Source organism: Aeromicrobium sp. SP1, from assembly GCF_055663785.1.
Map to the genome: position 1 here is coordinate 1,474,580 of NZ_JBQVVK010000001.1, position 19,242 is coordinate 1,493,821.

19 protein-coding genes are annotated in these 19,242 nt (G+C 71.9%); 6 read left to right on the top strand and 13 right to left on the bottom strand.

Annotated elements, in window-relative coordinates; translation table 11 throughout:
- Positions 1 to 6 precede the first annotated feature (6 nt).
- Genes ACT26F_RS07215 through pyrH form a run of 6 tightly spaced genes read right to left on the bottom strand, consistent with a single transcriptional unit; the run spans position 7 to position 8,848 of the window.
- Positions 7 to 882, bottom strand: coding sequence for a transglutaminase family protein (locus tag ACT26F_RS07215; protein WP_471669833.1), 876 nt, complete (start codon positions 880 to 882; stop codon positions 7 to 9).
- A complete protein-coding gene (locus tag ACT26F_RS07220; RefSeq protein ID WP_471669834.1) occupies positions 879 to 3,353 on the bottom strand; it encodes a circularly permuted type 2 ATP-grasp protein in 2,475 nt (824 codons plus the stop codon). Before ACT26F_RS07220 ends, ACT26F_RS07215 begins: the two co-directional genes overlap by 4 nt.
- Positions 3,350 to 6,661: a transglutaminase family protein gene (locus tag ACT26F_RS07225; RefSeq protein ID WP_471669835.1), complete on the bottom strand. Its 3,312-nt coding sequence runs from the start codon at positions 6,659 to 6,661 to the stop codon at positions 3,350 to 3,352. Before ACT26F_RS07225 ends, ACT26F_RS07220 begins: the two co-directional genes overlap by 4 nt.
- Before the next feature lie 57 nt (positions 6,662 to 6,718).
- A complete protein-coding gene (locus ACT26F_RS07230) occupies positions 6,719 to 7,564 on the bottom strand; it encodes a phosphatidate cytidylyltransferase (protein ID WP_471669836.1) in 846 nt (281 codons plus the stop codon).
- Positions 7,554 to 8,108 carry a ribosome recycling factor gene (frr, locus tag ACT26F_RS07235; protein ID WP_471671667.1) on the bottom strand — a complete coding sequence of 185 codons (555 nt, stop codon included), beginning with the start codon at positions 8,106 to 8,108 and terminating at the stop codon, positions 7,554 to 7,556. Before frr ends, ACT26F_RS07230 begins: the two co-directional genes overlap by 11 nt.
- A gap of 35 nt (positions 8,109 to 8,143) precedes the next feature.
- Positions 8,144 to 8,848: a UMP kinase gene (pyrH, locus tag ACT26F_RS07240; protein ID WP_471669837.1), complete on the bottom strand. Its 705-nt coding sequence runs from the start codon at positions 8,846 to 8,848 to the stop codon at positions 8,144 to 8,146.
- Positions 8,849 to 8,898: 50 nt separating this feature from the next.
- Between pyrH and ACT26F_RS07245 the strand changes: the two genes are divergently transcribed.
- Positions 8,899 to 9,807: an aldose 1-epimerase family protein gene (locus ACT26F_RS07245; protein WP_471669838.1), complete on the top strand. Its 909-nt coding sequence runs from the start codon at positions 8,899 to 8,901 to the stop codon at positions 9,805 to 9,807.
- Positions 9,808 to 9,892: 85 nt separating this feature from the next.
- Positions 9,893 to 10,039, top strand: a complete 147-nt coding sequence (locus ACT26F_RS07250) for a sigma factor-like helix-turn-helix DNA-binding protein (protein ID WP_471671668.1) — start codon at positions 9,893 to 9,895, stop codon at positions 10,037 to 10,039.
- 59 nt (positions 10,040 to 10,098) lie between these two features.
- On the opposite strand, the gene tsf is transcribed toward ACT26F_RS07250, so the two are convergent.
- Together tsf and rpsB are read right to left on the bottom strand one after the other, a co-directional pair.
- Positions 10,099 to 10,914: a translation elongation factor Ts gene (gene tsf, locus ACT26F_RS07255; RefSeq protein ID WP_471669839.1), complete on the bottom strand. Its 816-nt coding sequence runs from the start codon at positions 10,912 to 10,914 to the stop codon at positions 10,099 to 10,101.
- Between the two features lie 28 nt (positions 10,915 to 10,942).
- The gene (gene rpsB, locus ACT26F_RS07260) at positions 10,943 to 11,893 is read right to left on the bottom strand and encodes a 30S ribosomal protein S2 (protein ID WP_471669840.1); all 951 of its coding nucleotides are present in this window, start codon (positions 11,891 to 11,893) and stop codon (positions 10,943 to 10,945) included.
- Positions 11,894 to 12,181: 288 nt separating this feature from the next.
- On the opposite strand from rpsB, the gene ACT26F_RS07265 reads away from it, so the two are divergent.
- The gene (locus ACT26F_RS07265; RefSeq protein WP_471669841.1) at positions 12,182 to 13,060 is read left to right on the top strand and encodes a peptidoglycan DD-metalloendopeptidase family protein; all 879 of its coding nucleotides are present in this window, start codon (positions 12,182 to 12,184) and stop codon (positions 13,058 to 13,060) included.
- A gap of 2 nt (positions 13,061 to 13,062) precedes the next feature.
- Here the strand turns inward: ACT26F_RS07265 and ACT26F_RS07270 are convergent, their stop codons facing one another.
- Genes ACT26F_RS07270 through ACT26F_RS07290 form a run of 5 tightly spaced genes read right to left on the bottom strand, consistent with a single transcriptional unit; the run spans position 13,063 to position 16,989 of the window.
- The gene (locus tag ACT26F_RS07270; RefSeq protein ID WP_471669842.1) at positions 13,063 to 13,983 is read right to left on the bottom strand and encodes a tyrosine recombinase XerC; all 921 of its coding nucleotides are present in this window, start codon (positions 13,981 to 13,983) and stop codon (positions 13,063 to 13,065) included.
- A gap of 18 nt (positions 13,984 to 14,001) precedes the next feature.
- Positions 14,002 to 15,036: a sulfate/molybdate ABC transporter ATP-binding protein gene (locus tag ACT26F_RS07275; RefSeq protein ID WP_471669843.1), complete on the bottom strand. Its 1,035-nt coding sequence runs from the start codon at positions 15,034 to 15,036 to the stop codon at positions 14,002 to 14,004.
- A complete protein-coding gene (locus tag ACT26F_RS07280) occupies positions 15,033 to 15,821 on the bottom strand; it encodes an ABC transporter permease (RefSeq protein WP_471669844.1) in 789 nt (262 codons plus the stop codon). The genes ACT26F_RS07275 and ACT26F_RS07280 overlap by 4 nt, the downstream gene beginning before the upstream one ends.
- A complete protein-coding gene (gene modA / locus ACT26F_RS07285; RefSeq protein ID WP_471669845.1) occupies positions 15,818 to 16,588 on the bottom strand; it encodes a molybdate ABC transporter substrate-binding protein in 771 nt (256 codons plus the stop codon). Before modA ends, ACT26F_RS07280 begins: the two co-directional genes overlap by 4 nt.
- Positions 16,585 to 16,989 (bottom strand): TOBE domain-containing protein, encoded by a 405-nt coding sequence (locus ACT26F_RS07290; RefSeq protein WP_471669846.1) that lies wholly within the window; start codon positions 16,987 to 16,989, stop codon positions 16,585 to 16,587. Before ACT26F_RS07290 ends, modA begins: the two co-directional genes overlap by 4 nt.
- 48 nt (positions 16,990 to 17,037) lie before the next feature.
- Between ACT26F_RS07290 and ACT26F_RS07295 the strand changes: the two genes are divergently transcribed.
- Genes ACT26F_RS07295 through ACT26F_RS07305 form a run of 3 tightly spaced genes read left to right on the top strand, consistent with a single transcriptional unit; the run spans position 17,038 to position 19,242 of the window.
- Entirely contained in the window at positions 17,038 to 18,261 is a 1,224-nt protein-coding gene (locus ACT26F_RS07295; RefSeq protein WP_471669847.1) for a molybdopterin molybdotransferase MoeA, read from the top strand.
- Positions 18,258 to 18,743: a cyclic pyranopterin monophosphate synthase MoaC gene (gene moaC / locus ACT26F_RS07300; RefSeq protein ID WP_471669848.1), complete on the top strand. Its 486-nt coding sequence runs from the start codon at positions 18,258 to 18,260 to the stop codon at positions 18,741 to 18,743. Before ACT26F_RS07295 ends, moaC begins: the two co-directional genes overlap by 4 nt.
- The gene (locus ACT26F_RS07305; RefSeq protein ID WP_471669849.1) at positions 18,736 to 19,242 is read left to right on the top strand and encodes a MogA/MoaB family molybdenum cofactor biosynthesis protein; all 507 of its coding nucleotides are present in this window, start codon (positions 18,736 to 18,738) and stop codon (positions 19,240 to 19,242) included. Before moaC ends, ACT26F_RS07305 begins: the two co-directional genes overlap by 8 nt.

Genomic DNA, 19,242 nt, shown 5'->3' on the forward strand with positions numbered 1-19,242 from the left:
GCCCGCTCAGCCGATGGGCGCGACGTCGACCCGGACGTCGAGCTCGGACTTCTTCGCGTCGGTGAAGATGATGCCCTTCACGGGCGGAACGTCCTTGTAGTCGCGGCCCCACGCGACGGTGACGTACCGGTCGTTGGCCCACTGGTCGTTCGTCGGATCGACCGCGAGCCACGTTCCGTCGGGCAGCCACACCGACGCCCACGCGTGCGAGGCGTCCGCGCCGACGATCCGCTCCTTGCCCGGCGGCGGAGTCGTCGCGAGGTAGCCGCTGACGTACCGGACGGCCAGTCCGTGCGAGCGCAGGCACGAGAGGGTCAGGTGCGCGAAGTCCTGGCAGACGCCGGCGCGCTTGTCGAAGACGTCGTCGATCCGCGTCGTGACGGTCGTCGCGCCCTTCTTGTACTCGAAGTCGGCGTGGATCCGGTGCATCAGGTCCGTGACCGCCTCCCCCACCGGACGCCCCGGGGTGAGCGACCGCGCGGCGTACGCGTGCGCCTCCTCCGTCTGGTCGACGAGCTTGGACGGCAGCGAGAAGTCGACGGCGCGCCACGCCTCCGCGACGTCGGTCCGCTCGGCCGGACGGGCCTGCTCCCACGGCGTGGCGAGTGCGTCGGCGTCGTACGTCGGCCGGTCGACGTCGACCTCGCTCGTGGCATCGACGACCAGCCGGCGATGTGGATCGGTGACCTGGAAGTAGGTCGTCGCGTTGCCGTAGAAGTCGACGTCGTGCGTCGAGTCCGAAGGGCTGGGGTCGATGCGGACGTCGACCGTGGCGACGTGCTGCGAGGGCAGCTGTCGGGGCACGACGTACGCGATGCCGTAGCTGTTCGACACGTCGTCGTCGTACGTGTAGGTGGTGCGGTGCCAGACGCGGTACTTCACACGTCATCGCCACCGATCGAGACGCCCAGGATCCGCTGCGAGGGTCCGGTCGCGAAGTGCACCTCGGCGACCGCGTCCGAGAGCCGCATGAGCTGCTGCGCCGTGGCCTGGCCGAAGCGGATCAGGTTCGGCCGGTTCTCACCGTCGATCGCCATGAGGGCGGGCACGTCCAGACGCGCGAGCTCCTCCAGGAGGTCGTCGACGAGCCGCTCGGGTCGGGTCGATCCCGTCGAGCCCGGCATCGCCGTGAGGTGCTCGTCGATGGCACGCAGGTTGAACAGGAGCGACCGCGGATTGGCGTCGTCGAGCAGCAGCAGGTCGAGCACCGTGGTCGCGCGCACGACGCCGCGGTACCGGCGGCGGTGGGTGACGGCGCTCTCGGCCGCCTGCAGGACCGCGGTGTTGACGTCCCGGTCGATGTCGATGCCGCGCCGCACCGTGAGGGTCGGACCGACGACGTGGCACAGTTGCAGGCTCCGCTCGATCGCGCGACCGATCTCCATGAGCCGCCATCCCTCGTCGCGGACCATGTTCCCGGTGACGCCGTGCAGCGCGAGGATGTCCGTGAGCATGCGACCGGCGCTCTCGCCGATCTGCCAGCTGTGCGGGTTGGCCGCCAACGAGCCACGGGCCCGCTCCATCGCACCGAACACGCGGAAGAGGTCGGGCGAGACCTGGTCGCGCACGCTCTGGGCGATCTCCTTGAGCCGCACGAGGGTCTGCGCGACAGATCCGCGCCGTCGGGGGTCGAGCAGCAGGGACCTGAGGTCGGACTCGTACTCGAGCGCGTCGAACGGCGAACGGCTCAGCGACCGCATCGCCTCGGCCACGACGGCCAGGGTGCGGCCACCGCTCGTGTACGGGCGGCCCTGGAAGTCCTCGGCCAGACCGTGCGTGACGATCACCAGGCGCAGCATGTCCTCGATCCGCTCGGCGTACCGGCCGAGCCAGAACAGATCGTCGAGCACGCGCGGCACGGGTGTGACGGGGGCGCGGGCGTTCGTGACCGGCAGGACGTCCAGCAGCCCCTGGTCCGGCGCGTCGGGCGACTCCTTGAGCACCCACACGTCCTTGCTGACGCCCACGTCCTCGCGCGTGACGCCGACCGGGCTCGCGCTCGCGAGTCCGCCGATCATGGGCCGGTAGCTGGAGCCGTAGCGCAGCGTGAAGGCCCGCAGCGTGACCTCGTGCGGACGCAGCGAACCGTGCTCGAGCGTGGGCGAGACCGAGACGGTGGGAATCTCCTGGCCCACCCACCGGTGCGGTTCGGCACGCACCGCCGCCTCGAGCTCGGCGCGCGACAGGCCCTCGATCTCGAAGGGCGGGTCGATCCGCCGGATCCGCAGCTGGTCGAACCGGTCCAGCACCTGGGCGAGTCCCTCGGGGGTGCCGGCCCAGAACGTGGGCACCGCCGCGAGCCGCAGGGGCTCGTCGAGCAGCTGCTCGCACATCGCCGACATGAACGGCAGCAGCGCGGGGTTCTCGAGGACGCCCGAGCCGAGTCCGTTGACGATCGTGACGTTGCCCCGTCGGACGGCCTCGGTCAGGCCGGTCACGCCCAGTCGCGACTCGCCGCGCAACTCGAGCGGATCGCTCCACTCGGCGTCGACCCGGCGCAGGATGACGTCGACGCGTTCGAGGCGGCCGAGCACGCGCATCCACACCGCACCGTCGCGCGTGACGAGGTCGCTGCCCTCCACGAGCGGGAAGCCGAGGGTGGCGGCGATGAACGCCTGGTCGTAGGCGGTCTCCGACATCGGTCCGGGCGACAGCACCACGACCCGCGGGTTGTCGAGCCCGTGCGGCGCCGCCTCCATGAGCGCGACCCGCAGCGCCTGGAAGAACGGCGACAGCCGGTGCAGGCCGGCCTCGCGGTAGGCGACCGGAAGCACGCGCGACAGGACGCGACGGTTCTCCATCGCGAAGCCGATCCCGGAGGGCGCCTGCGCGCGGTCGGCGATGACCTGCCAGTCCCCCGCGGCCGTGCGCCCCAGGTCGGTGGCCGAGACGATCAGCGGACGCTGGTTCGCGGCGCTGGGCCGCGCGACGCCACGCAGGAAGCCGCTGTGGCCGAAGACGATGCTGGGCGGCAGCGTCCCCGCCGACAGCAGTCGCTGGGCGCCGTAGAGGTCGACGAGGATGGCGTTGAGCAGCTCGGCGCGCTGGGCCAGACCCTTCTCCAGGCCCGCCCACTCCTCCGCGGAGAGCACGAGCGGCACGGGATCGAGCCGCCACGCCTGCTGCTCACTGCCGGGCGGCGTGTAGGTGACGCCCTCGTCCGACAGCAGCCGAGCGATGTCGTCGCCGACCCGGGTCAGCTGCGGCAGCGTGAGGTCGACCGCCTCGGCCGCGAGCCGCTTCCACGCCGATCGCAGCGTGCCGTCGGGGCTCGCGACCTCGTCGTAGGGCGCACCGGTCTGGCCGAGCGCCGGCTGGATCACCGACGCCGCATAGTCACGCAGAACGGTCACCGGCGCGTCCCGCCCGTCGCCGGTCGGCGCCGTGATGCGCGGGTCGGCTTGAACCGACGCAGGTCGAGGGTGAACGGGTACTCGACGCTGCGCGCCTCGAGATCGCGCCGGATCCGGTTGAGCGAGTGGCCCGAGCTCGTGTGACCGAGCGCCTCGAAGCGGTTCGAGCGACGCGACTCGGCCGCGTTGGCGTTGACCGGGAAGGTGTCGTACGAGCGTCCGCCGGGGTGGACGACGTGGTACGTGCAGCCGCCGAGGGACTGCCCGTCACGCAGGTCGACCAGCTCGACCACGATCGGCGAGTGCACCTCGATCGACGGGTGCAGCGCGGACCACGGCTGCCAGGCCCGGTAGCGGACGGCCGCGACGTACGTGCCCGGATCGGCGGTGGGCGTCAGCGGCACGGCCACCCCGCAGCACACGATCGCGTGCCGCATGAGGTCGACGCCCTTCACCGTGATCTGCAACCGCTCGATCGAGGAGTCGACGTAGCGCGCGGTACCGCCGCTCGTGGCCTCCTCGCCGAGCACGTTCCAGGGCTCGATCGCCGAGCGCAGCTCGATCCCGACGTCGGCCACCTGCGTCGTGCCGATGTGCGGGAAGCGGAACTCGAAGAAAGGCTCGAGCCAGGCCCGCTCGAAGGCGATGCCGGCGTCGTTCAGGTCGTCGATCACCTCGCGGATGTCGCGGCGCACGCCCCACGGGCTGAGCATCTCGTCGTGCAGGCGGGTCCCCCAGTCGACGAGCTCCTCGGTGTAGGGCTGCTTCCAGAACATCGCGACGAGGGAGCGGACGAGCAGCGCCTGCACGAGCGCCATGTGGGGATGGGGCGGCATCTCGAACCCGCGCAGCTCGAGCAGGCCCATCCGGCCGCGCGAGGAGTCCGGGCTGTAGAGCTTGTCGATGCAGAACTCGGCGCGGTGCGTGTTGCCGGTCAGGTCGGTCAGCAGGTGACGCAGGGCCCGATCGGTCACCCAGGGACGCGGTTCCCTCGCCCGGCCCGCGGTGCGCGCGAGCTCGGCCAGGGCGATGCGCATCTCGTACGTGGCCTCGGGGCGGCCCTCGTCGAACCGCGGGGCCTGGCTCGTCGGGCCGATGAACCTGCCGCTGAAGAGATAGGACAGGCTCGGGTGCCGCTGCCAGTACCGGATCATCGAGGCGAGCAGGTCGGGACGGCGCAGCAGCGGCGAGTCGGCCGGGGTCGTTCCGCCGAGCGTGATGTGGTTGCCGCCCCCGGTGCCCGTGTGCGATCCGTCGAGGTCGAACTTCTCGGTGCCCAGCCGCGACGTGACCGCCGTGGCATAGAGCGTGGTCGTCAGGTCGCGCAGCTCGGCCCACGTCCGGCTCGGCTGGAGGTTCACCTCGATGACCCCGGGGTCCGGGGTGACGACGAGCTGGGTCAGCCGGGAGTCCGGCGGCGGCCCGTAGCCCTCCAGCACGAGCGTCGTGCCGGTCTCGACCGCCGCCGCCTCGATGACGTGGGCGAGGTCGGCGTAGTCCTCGAGTCGCTCGGTCGGCGGCAGGAAGACGTGCACGAAGCCGTCACGGGCCTCGAACGCGAGCGCCGTCGTGGGCTGGTCGTGGGCGCCGACGCCCACCCCCGCGGGGCTGCCGGGCGTGAGCGGCGGCCCGGCATGCAGGTAGGACGGATCGCCCGAGGCCTCGGGGTCGTGCCAGCTGATGGAGTCGAGCGGCAGCCGCAGTCCGACGGGCGACGTGCCGGGCAGCAGCACGAGCCGGCCCCGCCGGAAGCGCCACACGGGGCTGCGCCACGTCTCGCCCGTGACGATCGGCAGCACCCAGCCGGAGACGGGTGCCACCGCGTCGACCTGCGCCACGTCATCGACCCGGTCGTCCTGCGGTGCCGGTCCATCGGGCCGGCGCAGCTCGTCCAGGCGCGCGGCCACGAGGTCCTCGTGCGCGGCGAGCAACTGGTCCTCGGGCAGCCCGAGCTGACGGGTGACGGCGCGGGCGAGCTGTTCTGCGTGCACCGTGGCATCGGCGTCGGTGCCCTCGGCCCACGGGTCGGCGAACAGTGCCGGATCGCCCCATAGCGGCTCGCCGTCGGTGCGCCACTGCAGCGCGACCTGCCAGCGCGGCAACGGCTCGCCCGGGTACCACTTGCCCTGCCCGCGGTGGACGAGTCCGCCCCGTGCGTAGATCTCACGCAGCTTCTCGGCCAGCACTCCCGCACGCTCGCGCTTGTGCGGTCCGTCGGCGTCGGTGTTCCACTCCGCGCCCTCCTGGTCGTCCACCGACACGAACGTCGGCTCGCCACCCTGCGTCAGCCGGACGTCACCGGCCTCGAGCAGCTCGTCGACGTACTGGCCGAGGGCGTCGACGCGTGGCCACGCCGACGCGTCGTACGGCTGGGTGACGCGCGGGTCCTCGTGGATGCGCGTGACGCGGTTGTGGAAGCTGAACTCGACCGTCGTGGCCTCGGTCGCACCGCTGATCGGCGCCGCGCTGCTGGGATGCGGCGTCGCCGACAGCGGGATGTGGCCCTCTCCGGCGAAGAGCGCACTCGTGGGATCGAGCCCGATCCAGCCGGCCCCCGGGACGAAGACCTCGGTCCACGCGTGCAGGTCGGTGAAGTCCTCGGTCGGACCGGTCGGGCCGTCGAGCGCGGCCTGCTTGACCGCCTCGTCCGGCGCCAGCTGGACGAGGTAGCCCGAGACGAATCGCGCCGCCAGGCCGTACTGGCGCAGGAGCGACACGAGCAGCCACGCCGAGTCACGGCACGAGCCGATCGCGCGGGTCAGCGTCGTGTCGGGCGTCTGCACGCCCGGCTCCATCCGCACCGAGTACGCGACGTCAGCGTTGACGGCCGAGTTGACCTGGACCAGGAAGTTCACGATCGGCAGACCACCGGCCGGCAGCTCGGGCAACCGGTCCTTGAACGCCGCGACGACCGGGCCGGGCCCCGAGCCAGCGTCGGACTCGTCGACCGGCCGCAGGTACGGCGCGAGATCGGCCTTCAGCCCGGGCTCGTACTCGAACGGGAACGTCTCGGCGTACTCCTCGACGAAGAAGTCGAAGGGGTTGATGCTCTTGAGATTGGCGACGAGGCCGACCGTGATGTCGAGCTCCTCGACCGGTTCGGGGAAGACGATCCGGGCCAGCCAGTTCCCGAACGGGTCCTGCTGCCAGTTGAGGAAGTGGCCGTCGGGCTGCACGTCGAGCGAGTACGCCTCGATCGGCGTGCGGGTGTGCGGGGCGGGACGCAGCCGTACGACGTGCGGCGAGACCTGCACCGGCCGCGGGAACCGGTAGGTGGTGCGGTGCTCCAGCGCGACCTTGACGGACATGGCTTCCATCCTGCCCAATCGAGATTACGGTGACGTCACGGACCCGCGAAGCGCCAGTCAGACCAGCAGATACATCACGAGGTAGGCCACGGGGGCGACGGCGATCAGCGAGTCGAGCCGGTCCATCAGTCCGCCATGACCCGGCAGCAGGTCGCCCATGTCCTTGATGCCGACGTCGCGCTTGATGAGCGACTCGCACAGGTCGCCCAGCGTCGCGAAGCACACGCCCGCGACACCGAGCACGAGGCCGGCCCACCACGGGCCCTCGAGGGCGAGCGTCACGATCAGGATGCCCGCGACGACGCACGCGATGAGCGAGCCGGCGAAGCCCTCCCAGGACTTCTTGGGCGAGATCGTGGGCGCCATCGGGTGCTTGCCGAACAGGACTCCGGCCACGTAGCCGCCGATGTCGGACGCGATCGTGACGAGGATGAACGCGACGACCCGCCACTGACCGTCGTCGGACGCGAGCATCCGCATGACGAACGTGCCCATCAGGAACAGGTACGACAGCAGGAAGATGCCGGCCGTGGCGTCACGGACGAAGCCGTCGGCGCCCGAGCGCAGCCGCCACGCCATCGTCGCGATGACCGTGAGCGCCATGACGGCCGCAGCCGTGTCCATGTCGTCGTAGAACCCCACCACGAGCATGGCGACGCCGCCGAGCAGGACCGGCGGCAGGGGGATCGCGATGTCCGCGGTCGCGAGCGCGCGGGTGATCTCGATCGCCGCGACGACGAGCGCGGCCGCGACGACCAGGACGAACAGGTCCTTGACCCAGAACAGCGAGAGCAGGACGACGACGACGAGGCTGACGCCCACGGTGATCGCCGCACGCAGGTCCCGGCCGGCTCGGCCGGTCTTCTTCTCCCCCGCCGCCGGGGCCGGACCGTCAGACGTCAAGGAGCTCTGCCTCTTTGGACTTGAGGGCATCGTCGATCTCGTCGACGTGCTTCTTGGTCAGGCCGTCGAGTCGCTTCTCGGCGCCGGTGTTGTCGTCCTTGCTGATCTCGGAGTCCTTCTCCGCCTTGTCGAGGGCCTGCTTGGCGTTGCGGCGGACGCCGCGCACCGCGACGCGGCCCTCCTCGGCCTTGGACCGAGCCAGCTTGATGTACTCCTTGCGCCGCTCCTCGGTGAGCTCGGGCAGCGTGATGCGCAGGACCTTGCCGTCGTCGGACGGGTTGACGCCCAGGTCGGAGTCGCGGATGGCCTTCTCGATCGCGCTCTTGGCACCCATGTCGTACGGGGCGATGATGACGGTGCGCGGCTCGGGGACCTGGAAGCCCGCCAGCTGCTGCAGCGGTGTCGGCGTGCCGTAGTAGTCCGCGGTGATCTGGGAGAACATCGCCGGATGGGCGCGGCCCGTCCGGATGGCCGCGAATTCCTCGCGGGTGTGCTCGACGGCCTTCTTCATCCGGCTGTCGGCGTCCCGCAGTGTCTCGTCGATCACGTCATGCTCCGTTTGCGTCGTGGTCTGGCCACTCAGGCGTGGACCAGTGTTCCGATCTTCTCACCCCGCAGGGCTCGGGTGATCGCACCCTCGTCGTTCATGTTGAACACCATCATCGGCAGCCGGTTCTCCATGCACAGCGCGAAGGCGGCCGCATCGACGACCTGCAGGTTGCGCTGGAGCGCCTCGGTGAAGGTGATCTCGTCGAACCGGCGGGCGTCGGGGTTCCGGCGCGGGTCGGCGTCGTACACGCCGTCGACGCCGTTCTTGCTCATCAGCACCTCGTCGGCCTTGATCTCGAGGGCGCGCTGCGCCGAGACGGTGTCGGTCGAGAAGTACGGCATGCCGGCGCCGGCGCCGAAGATCACGACGCGACCCTTCTCGAGGTGGCGGATCGCGCGGCGCGGGATGTAGGGCTCGGCGACCTGGGCCATGTTGATCGCGGACTGCACCCGCGTCTCGACGCCCTGCTTCTCGATGAAGTCCTGCAGGGCGAGCGCGTTCATGACGGTGCCCAGCATGCCGATGTAGTCGGCGCGGGCGCGCTCCATGCCGCGCTGGCTGAGCTCGGCGCCGCGGAAGAAGTTGCCACCGCCGACGACGATCGCGACCTGCACGCCCTCGCCGACCGCCGTGGCGACCTGGGCGGCGGCATCGTTGACCACGTCGGGGTCGATCCCGATGGCGCCTCCGCCGAAGACCTCACCGGACAACTTCAGAAGGACGCGGCGAGCCATGGGTCGAGGTTATCGGATCGGCGCGCGCGTGGCGCCGCTAGCCTCGGGCCATGCCGACTCGACCTCGCTCTGGTGAGCAGTACGTCCTGCGCGACGGTGCGGCCGAGGCCGTAGTCGCCGGAGTGGGCGCGTCGCTGCGCACGCTCACGCACGCCGGACGAGACCTCGTGCTGCCGTACACGGCCGACGAGGTCCGCCCCGCGTACCGCGGCGCGACGCTCGCGCCGTGGCCCAACCGCGTCGTCGACGGTCGGTACTCCTTCGCCGGCGAGGATCTCCAGCTGGCACTCACCGAGCCCGGCCGCGGGCACGCGCTGCACGGGCTCGTCCTGTGGCAGCGGTTCGAGCCGCGCGAGCACGACTCGCGACGGGTCACCCTGGCGGCGACGATCGAGCCGCAGGACGGCTACCCGTGGCGCGTCCGGGTCGAGACGACCTACGCCCTCGACGAGTCGGGCATGACCCAGACCGTGCGGGCGACGAACCTGGCCGACTCCCCCGCCCCGTTCGGAACGGGCCCGCACCCGTACCTCGTGGCGGGCGAGGGCGTCGTGGACGACTGGACGCTGACGCTGCCGGCCGACCGGGTCCTGCTGACCGACGACCGCCTCGCACCGACGTCGCTCGAGGCGGTCGAGGTCGATGCGGCGCGGTTCGACTTCCGCAGCCCGCGCCGGATCGGTGACGTCAGCCTGGACCACGCCTTCACCGGCCTCCCGGACGAGTCGGTCGTACGGGTCGTGCACCCGTCCGGAGGGGGCGTGCAGCTGCTCTGGGGGCCGTCGTGCCGGTGGGTCCAGGTGCACACCGCCGACGGCGGCGGCCGTGCCGGGCTGGCCGTCGAGCCGATGACCTGCGCCCCCGACGCCTTCAACGAGGCCGACTGGGACACCGGCCTGACGGTGCTCGAGCCGGGCGGGTCCACCGAGGCGAGCTGGACGATCTCCGCCATCGCGTGACCCGTCAGCATATGCTGACATCATTAAGGCCCCACCCACGCACGAGGAACCCGAGCCCCGCGATGTCGTCGCCGAGCTCGCCGCCATCGCCACGGCCAAGCAGGAACTCTCCCGACGCGAGGAGATCGCGGTCCGGCGCGCCCGCGTCCGCGGCCTGAGCTGGGCCGAGATCGGCACGCTGCTCGGCGTCACCCGCCAGACCGTCCACCGCAAGTACGGCCGCCGCACCTGACGGTTAACGCACGAGAGCCCCGAGCAGGTGCTCGGGGCTCTCGTGCGGTGAGGCTGGCGTCAGGCGCCGACCTCGATGTGGCTGAAGCGCGTGATGGTGATGCCAGCCTCTTCGGCGACGGCCTTCACGGTCTTCTTGTTCTCGGTGACGCTCGGCTGCTCGAGGAGGACGTTCTCCTTGAAGAAGCCGTTGACGCGACCCTCGACGATCTTCGGCAGGGCCTGCTCGGGCTTGCCCTCCTCCTTGGCGGTGGCCTCGGCGATCTCGCGCTCCTTGGCGACGATGTCGGCGGGCACCTCCTCGCGGGTGAGCCAGCGCGGACGCATCGCGGAGACCTGCATCGCGATGCCGCGGGCGGCCTGCTCGTTGTCGCCCTCGTACTCGACCAGGACGCCGATCGACGGCGGCAGGTCGCTCGCACGACGGTGCATGTAGGTCGCGACGTTGCCCGTGAGGCTGCTGACGCGGCCGAGCTCGAGCTTCTCGCCGATGACGGCGGCCAGGGCGCTGATCGCCTCGGCGACGGTGGTGCCGTCCTCGAGCTGGACGCTCGCGAACTCCTCGGCGTTGGCCGGCTTGGCGGCGTCAGCCGCGACCGCGAGGCGCTCGGCCAGTTCGATGAACTGCTCGTTCTTCGCGACGAAGTCGGTCTCGGAGTTCAGCTCGACGATGGCCGAGCCGGCGTTCGCGACCAGGCCGGAGGAGGCCTCGCGCTCGGCGCCACGCTTGGCCGCCTTCGCGGCACCCGAGATCCGCAGGATCTCGACGGCCTTGTCGAAGTCGCCATCGGCCTCGGTGAGGGCCTTCTTCGCGTCCATCATGCCCGCGCCGGTCGCGTCGCGGAGCTTCTTCACATCGGCAGCGGTGATTGCCATGTTCTACCCCTGTTCTGGTGTCTGGTGGTCAGGAGGCCGGGGTCTCGTCGGCGGCGGCCTCAGCGGGCGCCTCGACGGACTCGGCAGCGGGAGCCTCGGCGGCGTCGGCGGCAGGAGCCTCGACGGCCTCGGCGGCAGGAGCCTCGACGGCCTCGGCAGCAGGAGCCTCAGCGGCGTCGGCAGCGGCCTCGGCGGGCTTGTCGGTGCTCAGCAGCTCCTTCTCCCAGTCGGCCAGCGGCTCCTCGGCGCCGAGCTCGGTGCCCGGGGCCTCCTCGCCCGTCTTGGCGCCACCACGCGAGATGAGGCCATCGGCCACGGCGTCGGCGATGACGCGGGTCAGCAGGCCGACCGAGCGGATCGCGTCGTCGTTGCCCGGGATCGGGAAGTCGACGTCGTCGGGATCGCAGTTCGTGTCCAGGATCGCGACGATCGGGATGCCGAGCTTCTTGGCCTCGTCGACCGCGAGGTGCTCCTTCTTGGTGTCGACGATCCACACGGCGTTGGGCACGCGGCCCATGTCGCGGATGCCACCGAGCGTGCGGTTCAGCTTGGTGTACTCCCGCTTCATCTGCAGGAGCTCCTTCTTGGTGCGGTTGGAGCCGGCGACGTCGTCGAAGTCGATCTCCTCGAGCTCCTTCATGCGCTGCAGGCGAGCCGACATCGTCGTGTAGTTGGTGAGCATGCCGCCCAGCCAACGCTGGTTCACGTAGGGCATGCCGACGCGCTTGGCCTGCTCCTCGACGGGCTCCTGGGCCTGGCGCTTGGTGCCGACGAACAGGATCGTGCCGCCGCGGGCGACGGTGCTCTTGACGAACTCGTACGCCGAGTCGATGTAGGCGAGCGACTGCTGCAGGTCGATGATGTAGATGCCGTTGCGCTCCGTGAAGATGAAACGCTTCATCTTCGGGTTCCAACGGCGGGTCTGGTGCCCGAAGTGCACGCCGCTCTCGAGCAGCTGACGCATGGTGACGACGGCCATCGTCGTACTTCCTCTCTAGCCAAGTTGACGCACCACCGGTCGGCGGTGCCCTGGTGTCCGACGCGGGCCACCCACGAGTGGGACCTGGGCCGCGCCCCGTTCGGCTGTCGCTTCACGGGACCTGGACACGCGAATTTCCGCCCCGAAGGGCAGATGAGGCCATCCTAGTCCACCGCACCCCGCCGGACGAAATCGGCGTCGTCCACAGTCGGCGGGCCCTCCGGAGCCTCATCCACAGGCCCTGCGCGAGCCGTTCCCCCGGCGGCGCCGCACCGGTTGGCTCGGCTCATGCATCCCCTGACGCGCGTCCTCGGCACGGCCCTGCTCCTGCTCGCCCTCGCCGCGGCCCCGGCGGCGGCCGGCCCGTGGAGCTGGCCCCTCGGCGACCACCGGATCGAACGCGACTTCGACCCACCGGACTCCGCCTACGGTCCGGGCCACCGCGGCGTCGACCTGCCCGGAAGGGTCGGTGAGACCGTGCGGGCCGTCGCCGCCGGGCGTGTGACGTTCGCGGGTCGGGTGGCCGGGGTCGCGACGATCACGATCGACCACGGGGGCGAACGGTCGACCTACCAACCGGTCGAGGCGTCGGTCAGGGTCGGCGACGCGGTCGACCCGGGGCAACGGATCGGCCGGCTGCTCGGTGGTCACCCCTCGTGCCGGAGCACGTGCCTCAATCTCGGACGCCTGCGCGGCGAGACGTACCTCGATCCCGCGGACCTGCTCGGCGGCTCGGGCTCCTACCGCCTGATCAACCCCGACGGGCCGGTCCCGGTCGCTCCCCCGACGGCGGACGGCGACCTGCCGCTGGACGGCCCGATCACCTCGGCCTTCGGGATGCGCGTCCATCCCGTCACGGGAGTGCGCAAGCTGCACGACGGCGTGGACATCGGCGCGCCCTGCGGCACCCCCGTGCCGAGCGTCGCCGCGGGGACCATCACCAGGTCAGCCCGACGCGGCGCCTACGGTCAGCAGGTCGAGGTGCGCCACGGCGACGGCACCCATACGTCCTACTCACACCTGTCGGAACGGTCGGTGGCCCGGGGCGACCACGTCGTCGCCGGATCGATCCTCGGCCGGGTCGGCTCCACCGGCTCGTCGACGGGGTGCCACCTGCACTTCATGCGACTCGTCGACGGGGTCGCCGTCGATCCCCTGTCGCGATGACCTCAGGCGCGTGGATGGGCCTGGGTGAAGGCGGCACGCAGGCGATCGGCGCTGACGTGCGTGTAGATCTGGGTCGTCCCCAGCGAGGCGTGGCCGAGAAGCTCCTGGACGGACCGCAGATCGGCACCGCCCTCGAGCAGGTGGGTCGCGGCGGTGTGCCGCAGTCCATGGGGGCCGACGTCGGGGGCGTCCGGGACGGCGGCCACCCGGTCGTGCACGATCCGACGGATCACGCGCGCGTCGATCCGGGCTCCGCGCGCTCCCAGGAACAACGCCGGTCCGCCGTCGCTCGTCGCGAGGACGGGGCGCCCCCGGTCGAGCCACTGCGAGACCGCCTCCGCGGCGGGCAGCCCGTACGGCACCATCCGCTCCTTGTTGCCCTTGCCCAGGACTCGGAGCACCCGCCGATGGGGGTCGAGGTCGTCCACGTCCGCGCCGACCAGCTCGCCGACCCGGATCCCCGTCGCGTAGAGCAGTTCGATCACGGCAAGGTCGCGCAGTCCTTGCGGGCCCTCGTCCTCGACCGACGCGGCGATCGCATCGACGACCGCGCGCATGTCCGCCTGGTTGAGCGCGGGCGGCAGGGTCCGGTGGGCTTTCGGTGCGGCCAGCAGCGCACCGGCGTCGGTCGCGGACCGACCCGATCGCTCGAGCCACGCGGTGAAGACGCGAGCCGCCGTCGACCGCCGGGCGAGCGTCGTCCGGGCGCGGCCCCGGCTCTGCAGGCCCGCGAGCCAACTGCGCAACGTCCGGATCGTCAGGTCGGCGGGGTCGTCGACGTGCATGAGACTCGCGTGGGTGGCGAGGTTCGCCAGGTCGGTGAGGTAGGCCCGGAGCGTGTGGTCGGACAGGTCCCGCTCGTCGCGCAGGTGCCGCTCGTAGTCGGCCAGCGTCGCGGCCCACCGCTCGGAGATCTCAGCCACGCCCCCACCTTCGCACGCTCAGGCCGGATAGACGGTGACCTCGGTGGCCTTGAGGCTGAGCCACAGGTCGGCGCCCGGCTCGATCCCGAGGTCCGCCACGGCGGCGGGCGTGACGTCCACGAGCAGCCCGGCGATCTCGACCCGACACGTGCCACCGCGTTGCTCGAGGCTGGAGACCCGGCCACGCCACACGTTCCGGGGGCTGCCGTCGGGATGGTCACGGTGCAGCGCGACGGCCGCCGGGGTGAAGGTCGCCATCGCCGGCTCACCGATCACGAGCTCGCGCGCGGGCAGCCCGGTGACGGCCGCACCCTCGCCCGGCTGCACCGTGTCGGGCCCGGTGGCGCGCCCCTCCACGAGGTTGACGCCGGCGAGGGCCGCGCCGAAGGCACTGCGTGGGTGCGCCAGGACGTCCCGGCTGGGTCCGGAGTCCACGACGCGACCGGACTCCATCACGATGGTCCGGTCGGCCAGGACGAGGGCGTCGAGCGGGTCGTGCGTCACGATGATCGACGTGCGGTCCGCGAGCACCCGGCGCAGGACGCGTCGCAGCTCGGGGACCGACGGCGCGTCGAGCGCGGCCATCGGCTCGTCGAGCAGGACGACCTCGGGGTCGGTCGCGAGGGCCCGCGCCAGGGCGACCCGCTGGGCCTGGCCCCCGGACAGTCCAGCCGGACGCCGGTCGGCGAGGTCGGTGAGCCCCAACTCCACGAGCCAGCGGTCCGCAACGGCACGGACATCGCCCACGCCTCGGCTGCGCGGCCCGAACGAGACGTTCTCGCGCACGGTCAGGTGCGGGAACAGCCGCGGCGACTGGGCGAGCAGCGCCACCGACCGGCGGTGCGGGGGAACCCACGCGGACGGTCCGGCCAGGACCCGGTCGCCCACGCGCACGTGCACCTCGTCGGGGCGCAGCAACCCGGCGACCGTCGCGAGGACGGTCGACTTGCCCGATCCGTTCGGGCCCACGAGGGCCAGGGTCTCGCCGGGCGCGACCGACAGGTCGACCTCCACGCCGCGGGTCACGTCGTGCAGACCCACGGCGAGGCTCACCACGGGTTCCTGCCCGGTCGGCGGACGACGGCGATCACGACCACCGCGACGAGGACCAGCAGGAGCGACAGCGCGACCGCCGCGTCCGGATCGGTCTCGCGCTGCAGGTAGATCTCCAGCGGAAGCGTGCGGGTCACGCCCTGCAGGCTGCCGGCGAAGGTGATCGTCGCGCCGAACTCGCCCAGCGCCCGGGCGAAGCTGAGCACCGTCCCGGCCACGAGGCCCGGCGCCACGAGCGGCAGCGTCACGCGCCCGAACACGCGCGAGGGTCGCGCGCCGAGCGTCGCGGCGACTTCGGCATACCCGGGATCGGTCGCTCGCAGCGCACCCTCGAGACTCACCACGAGGAACGGCAAGGAAACGAACGTCTGCGCCAGGACGACCGCCGCGGTGCTGAAGGCGATCTGGATCCCGAGCACCGCGAGGTGCTCACCGAGCAGTCCTCGGCGACCGAACGTGTAGAGCAGCGCGATGCCGCCGACGACCGGCGGCAGCACGAGTGGGAGCAGGACGAACGGTCGGGCGACCGCGACCCACCGCGCCGACGACCGCGCCAGGATCAGGGCCAGCGGCACCCCGAACACGAGGCACAGGACGGTGCTCGCGCTGGCCGTCCGCAGGCTCAGCCACAACGCGTCGAGCGACGACTCGGACGTGATCAGCGCACCGAAGTCACTCCATTCGACCCGCAGCACCATCGCGACGAGCGGCAGCGCGACGAACGCCAGCCCGACGACCGCGGGCACGATCGTCCAGCGCGGCAGGTCGACCGAGTCGGTCCTCACGGTGCGCCGAAGCCTGCCTTCTGCAGGACCTCCTGGCCGCTCGCTCCCGTCACGAGGTCGACGAAGTCGGCGGCCAGGTCCGGCTCGCCGGCGTCCTTGAGCGCCACGATCGGATACGTGTTGACGACCAGGTCGGCCTCCGGGACGTCGACACCGTGGACGGAGTCGCCGGCGGCCACGACATCCGTGACGTAGACGAGGCCGGCGTCGGCCTCCCCACTCGTGACCTTGCCGAGCACGTCGGTGACCGACTGCTCCTCGCTCACCGGCTTCACCGTCAACCCGGTGTCCCCCAGCAGCATCTGGGACGCGGCGCCGCACGGGACCTGGGTCGCGCAGAGCACGACCTGCACGGACGGGTCCGCGAGGTCGTCGAGCGTCGTCACGCCGGCCGGGTTGTCCGGCGGCGTGGCGATCTGCAGGACGTTCGTCGCGAACGGCTCCGGCTCGTTCTCGGCGTTGCCGGCGGTGGTGACGAGCGCCATCGTGCGCTCGTCGGCCGAGGCGAAGACGTCGGCGGGCGCACCCTCGTTGATCTGGGCCGCCAGATCGGAGGAGCCGCCGAACGAGAGCCTGACCTCGACGCCGTCGTGGTCCTCCTCGAACTCGTCGGCGAGCTCGGTGAAGGTGCCCTTGAGCGATGCCGCCGCGAACACCGTGATCGTGCGCTCCTGCGTGCCGGAGTCCGAGTCGCCGCCCCCGCACGCGGCGGTGAGGCAGAGCAGGGCCGTCGAGGCGGCGACGGCGGTGAGGCGGGGCAGGCTCATCGGTGATCTCCCGGGGTCTCGACGATGACGTTGGTGGCCTTGACCACCGCGACGGCCACGACGCCGGGCTCGAGCCCGAGCTCGCGCACCGACTCGGTGCTGATGAGCGACACGACGCGGTGCGGGCCGCACTGCAGCTCGACCTGGGACATCACGGTGTCGCTGAGGACGTCGGTGACGATGCCGACGAATCGATTGCGCGCCGAACGCGCGACACTCGTCGGATCGGGCGTCGCCCCCAACTCGTCGCGGGCGTGCCGCGCGAGGCTGCGACCGTCGACCACGGTCCGGCCCGCGTCGTCCTTCCCACTGTCCAGTCGTCCCGAGGCGATCAGCCGTCGTACGGTGTCGGTGCTGACTCCGAGGAAGGTGGCAGCGTCGGAGACTCGCACTTGCGTCATGGACAGCACATTACCAACGCAGGTGCGTCACGAGCGAGAGGAGTCCCAGTGGGCAAATCCGTCGACGAGCACGTCCGCGCGGTGGCCGAGGCGATCCGCACCGCGGCCGCGCGCCGCGCGCAGGACGACCCGGAGGACCTTCCGATCACGCACGTGCGCGGCGGCCGGCTGGCCGAGGCCGTCTCGGCCCGCCTCGACGTTCCCGGCTTCGACAACAGCCAGATGGACGGCTTCGCCGTGTGCGCCGCCGACCTCGTCCACGCGGACGCCGAACCCGTCCGACTGCCGACCGTCCCGCACGTCGTGGCCGGCGGCACGGCCCCGGCGCGGCTCGAGCGTGGCACCGCCGCCCCGATCATGACGGGCGCGCCCGTGCCTCCCGGAGCCGATGCGATCGTCCCGGTGGAGCACACGGCGGCGCGCGACTTCGGACCGGTCGACGGCGGGGCGACGGTGGAGTTCACCGCTCCCGTGGAGCCGGGCACGTTCGTGCGCCGGCGAGGTGCCGACGTCCGGCGGGGCGACGTCCTGCTCGAAGCCGGAGCGGCCCTGCATCCGGCGGCCGTGGGTGCACTCGTGGCCGCCGGGGTCGACCGGGTGCGCGTCGTCCCGCCGCTGCGGATCGCAGTCGTCGGCACGGGCTCGGAGCTCGTGAGCGGCGACGTGCCCGACTCGAACACCGCGGCGCTGCTCGCCCATGCTCGAGACCTGGGACTCGCAGGCGATTCGCACGTCGTGGAGGACGATCCGGCGGCACTCACCGACCTGCTCGCGCGGCTCGCCGCCGACCACGACCTCGTCGTGACGACCGGGGGCGTCAGCGCGGGGACGCGCGAGGTCGTCCGCCAGGTGCTCGAGGGCACCCCCGACGCATGGTTCGGCCACGTCGACGTCCAGCCGGGTGGCCCGCAGGGCCTGGCGCGGATCGCGGTCCCCGGCCGCGAGGTCCCCGTCGTGTGCCTGCCCGGCAACCCGGTCAGCGTGCTCGTCTCGTTCGAGCTCTTCCTGCGTCCTCCGCTCGCGCAGTCCGCCGGGCTGCCGCCGTGGCGCCAGTCCGGCACCGCTCCCCTCGCCGCACCGCTGGAATCTCCGGCCGGGCGGCTCCAGGTCCGGCGCGGACACCTCGATCCCGACGGGCGGGTGGGCCTGGTCGGCGGCCCGGGCTCGCACCTGGTCGCCTCGTACGCGCGAGCCGACCTGCTCGTCCTGGTGCCCGAGGCCGTCACGGCACTGGCCGCCGGCGATACCGTGGAATGGTGGAGGATCGCATGAGCGGGAACGGTGACGCCGGACTGTCGCACTACCGCGACGACGGCAGCGCTCACATGGTCGACGTGACGGCCAAGTCGGCCTCGCGACGCGTCGCGACGGCGTCGGGCCTGCTGCGCACCCGCGCGGACGTCGTCGGCCGCATCATGAGCGGCGACCTGCCCAAGGGCGAGGCGCTCGCCACGGCGCGCGTCGCCGGGATCCTTGCCGCGAAGCGCACGCCCGACCTCATCCCCCTGTGCCATCCGCTGCCGCTCGGCTCGATCACGATCGACTTCACCGCACAGACCGATGCGGTCCGGATCGAGGCGACCGTCGCCACGACGGCGCCGACAGGCGTCGAGATGGAGGCCCTGACGGCCGTGTCCGTCGCGGCGCTGACCCTGTTCGACATGGTCAAGGCCGTCGACCACACCGCCGTGATCGACGCCGTCCGGGTGGAGGCCAAGACCGGCGGCACCCACGACTGGAGCCGTGATGAGTGAACCCGGGGTCCGGCGCCTCGGCGTCGTGGTCGCGTCGACCCGGGCCGCCACCGGCCGACGCGAGGACCTCACCGGCCCCCGGATCGCCGACTGGGGACGGGCGCGCGGATTCGAGGTCTCCGGTCCGCACGTCGTCGCCGACGGCCCTGAGGTCGGCGACCTGCTGCGCCGGCTCGTGGGCGAGGGCTGCGCGCTCGTCGTGACGACCGGCGGGACGGGCTTCTCGGCCGACGACCACACGCCCGAGATCACCGCGGCCCTGATCGACCGGCCGGCACCCGGTATCGCCGAGGCGATCCGCGCCCACGGCCTGCGCTCCACGCCGCACGCCGCGCTCTCACGAGGCGTGGCCGGCGTCAGTGACCGGACCCTCGTCGTCAACCTCGCGGGATCGACCGGTGCCGTCCGCGAGGGCCTCGAGATCCTCGACGGAATCGTGGACCACGCCCTGGAGCAGCTCGGCCACGGTCACGGCCCGGAACGCGTCCTGCACACCTGA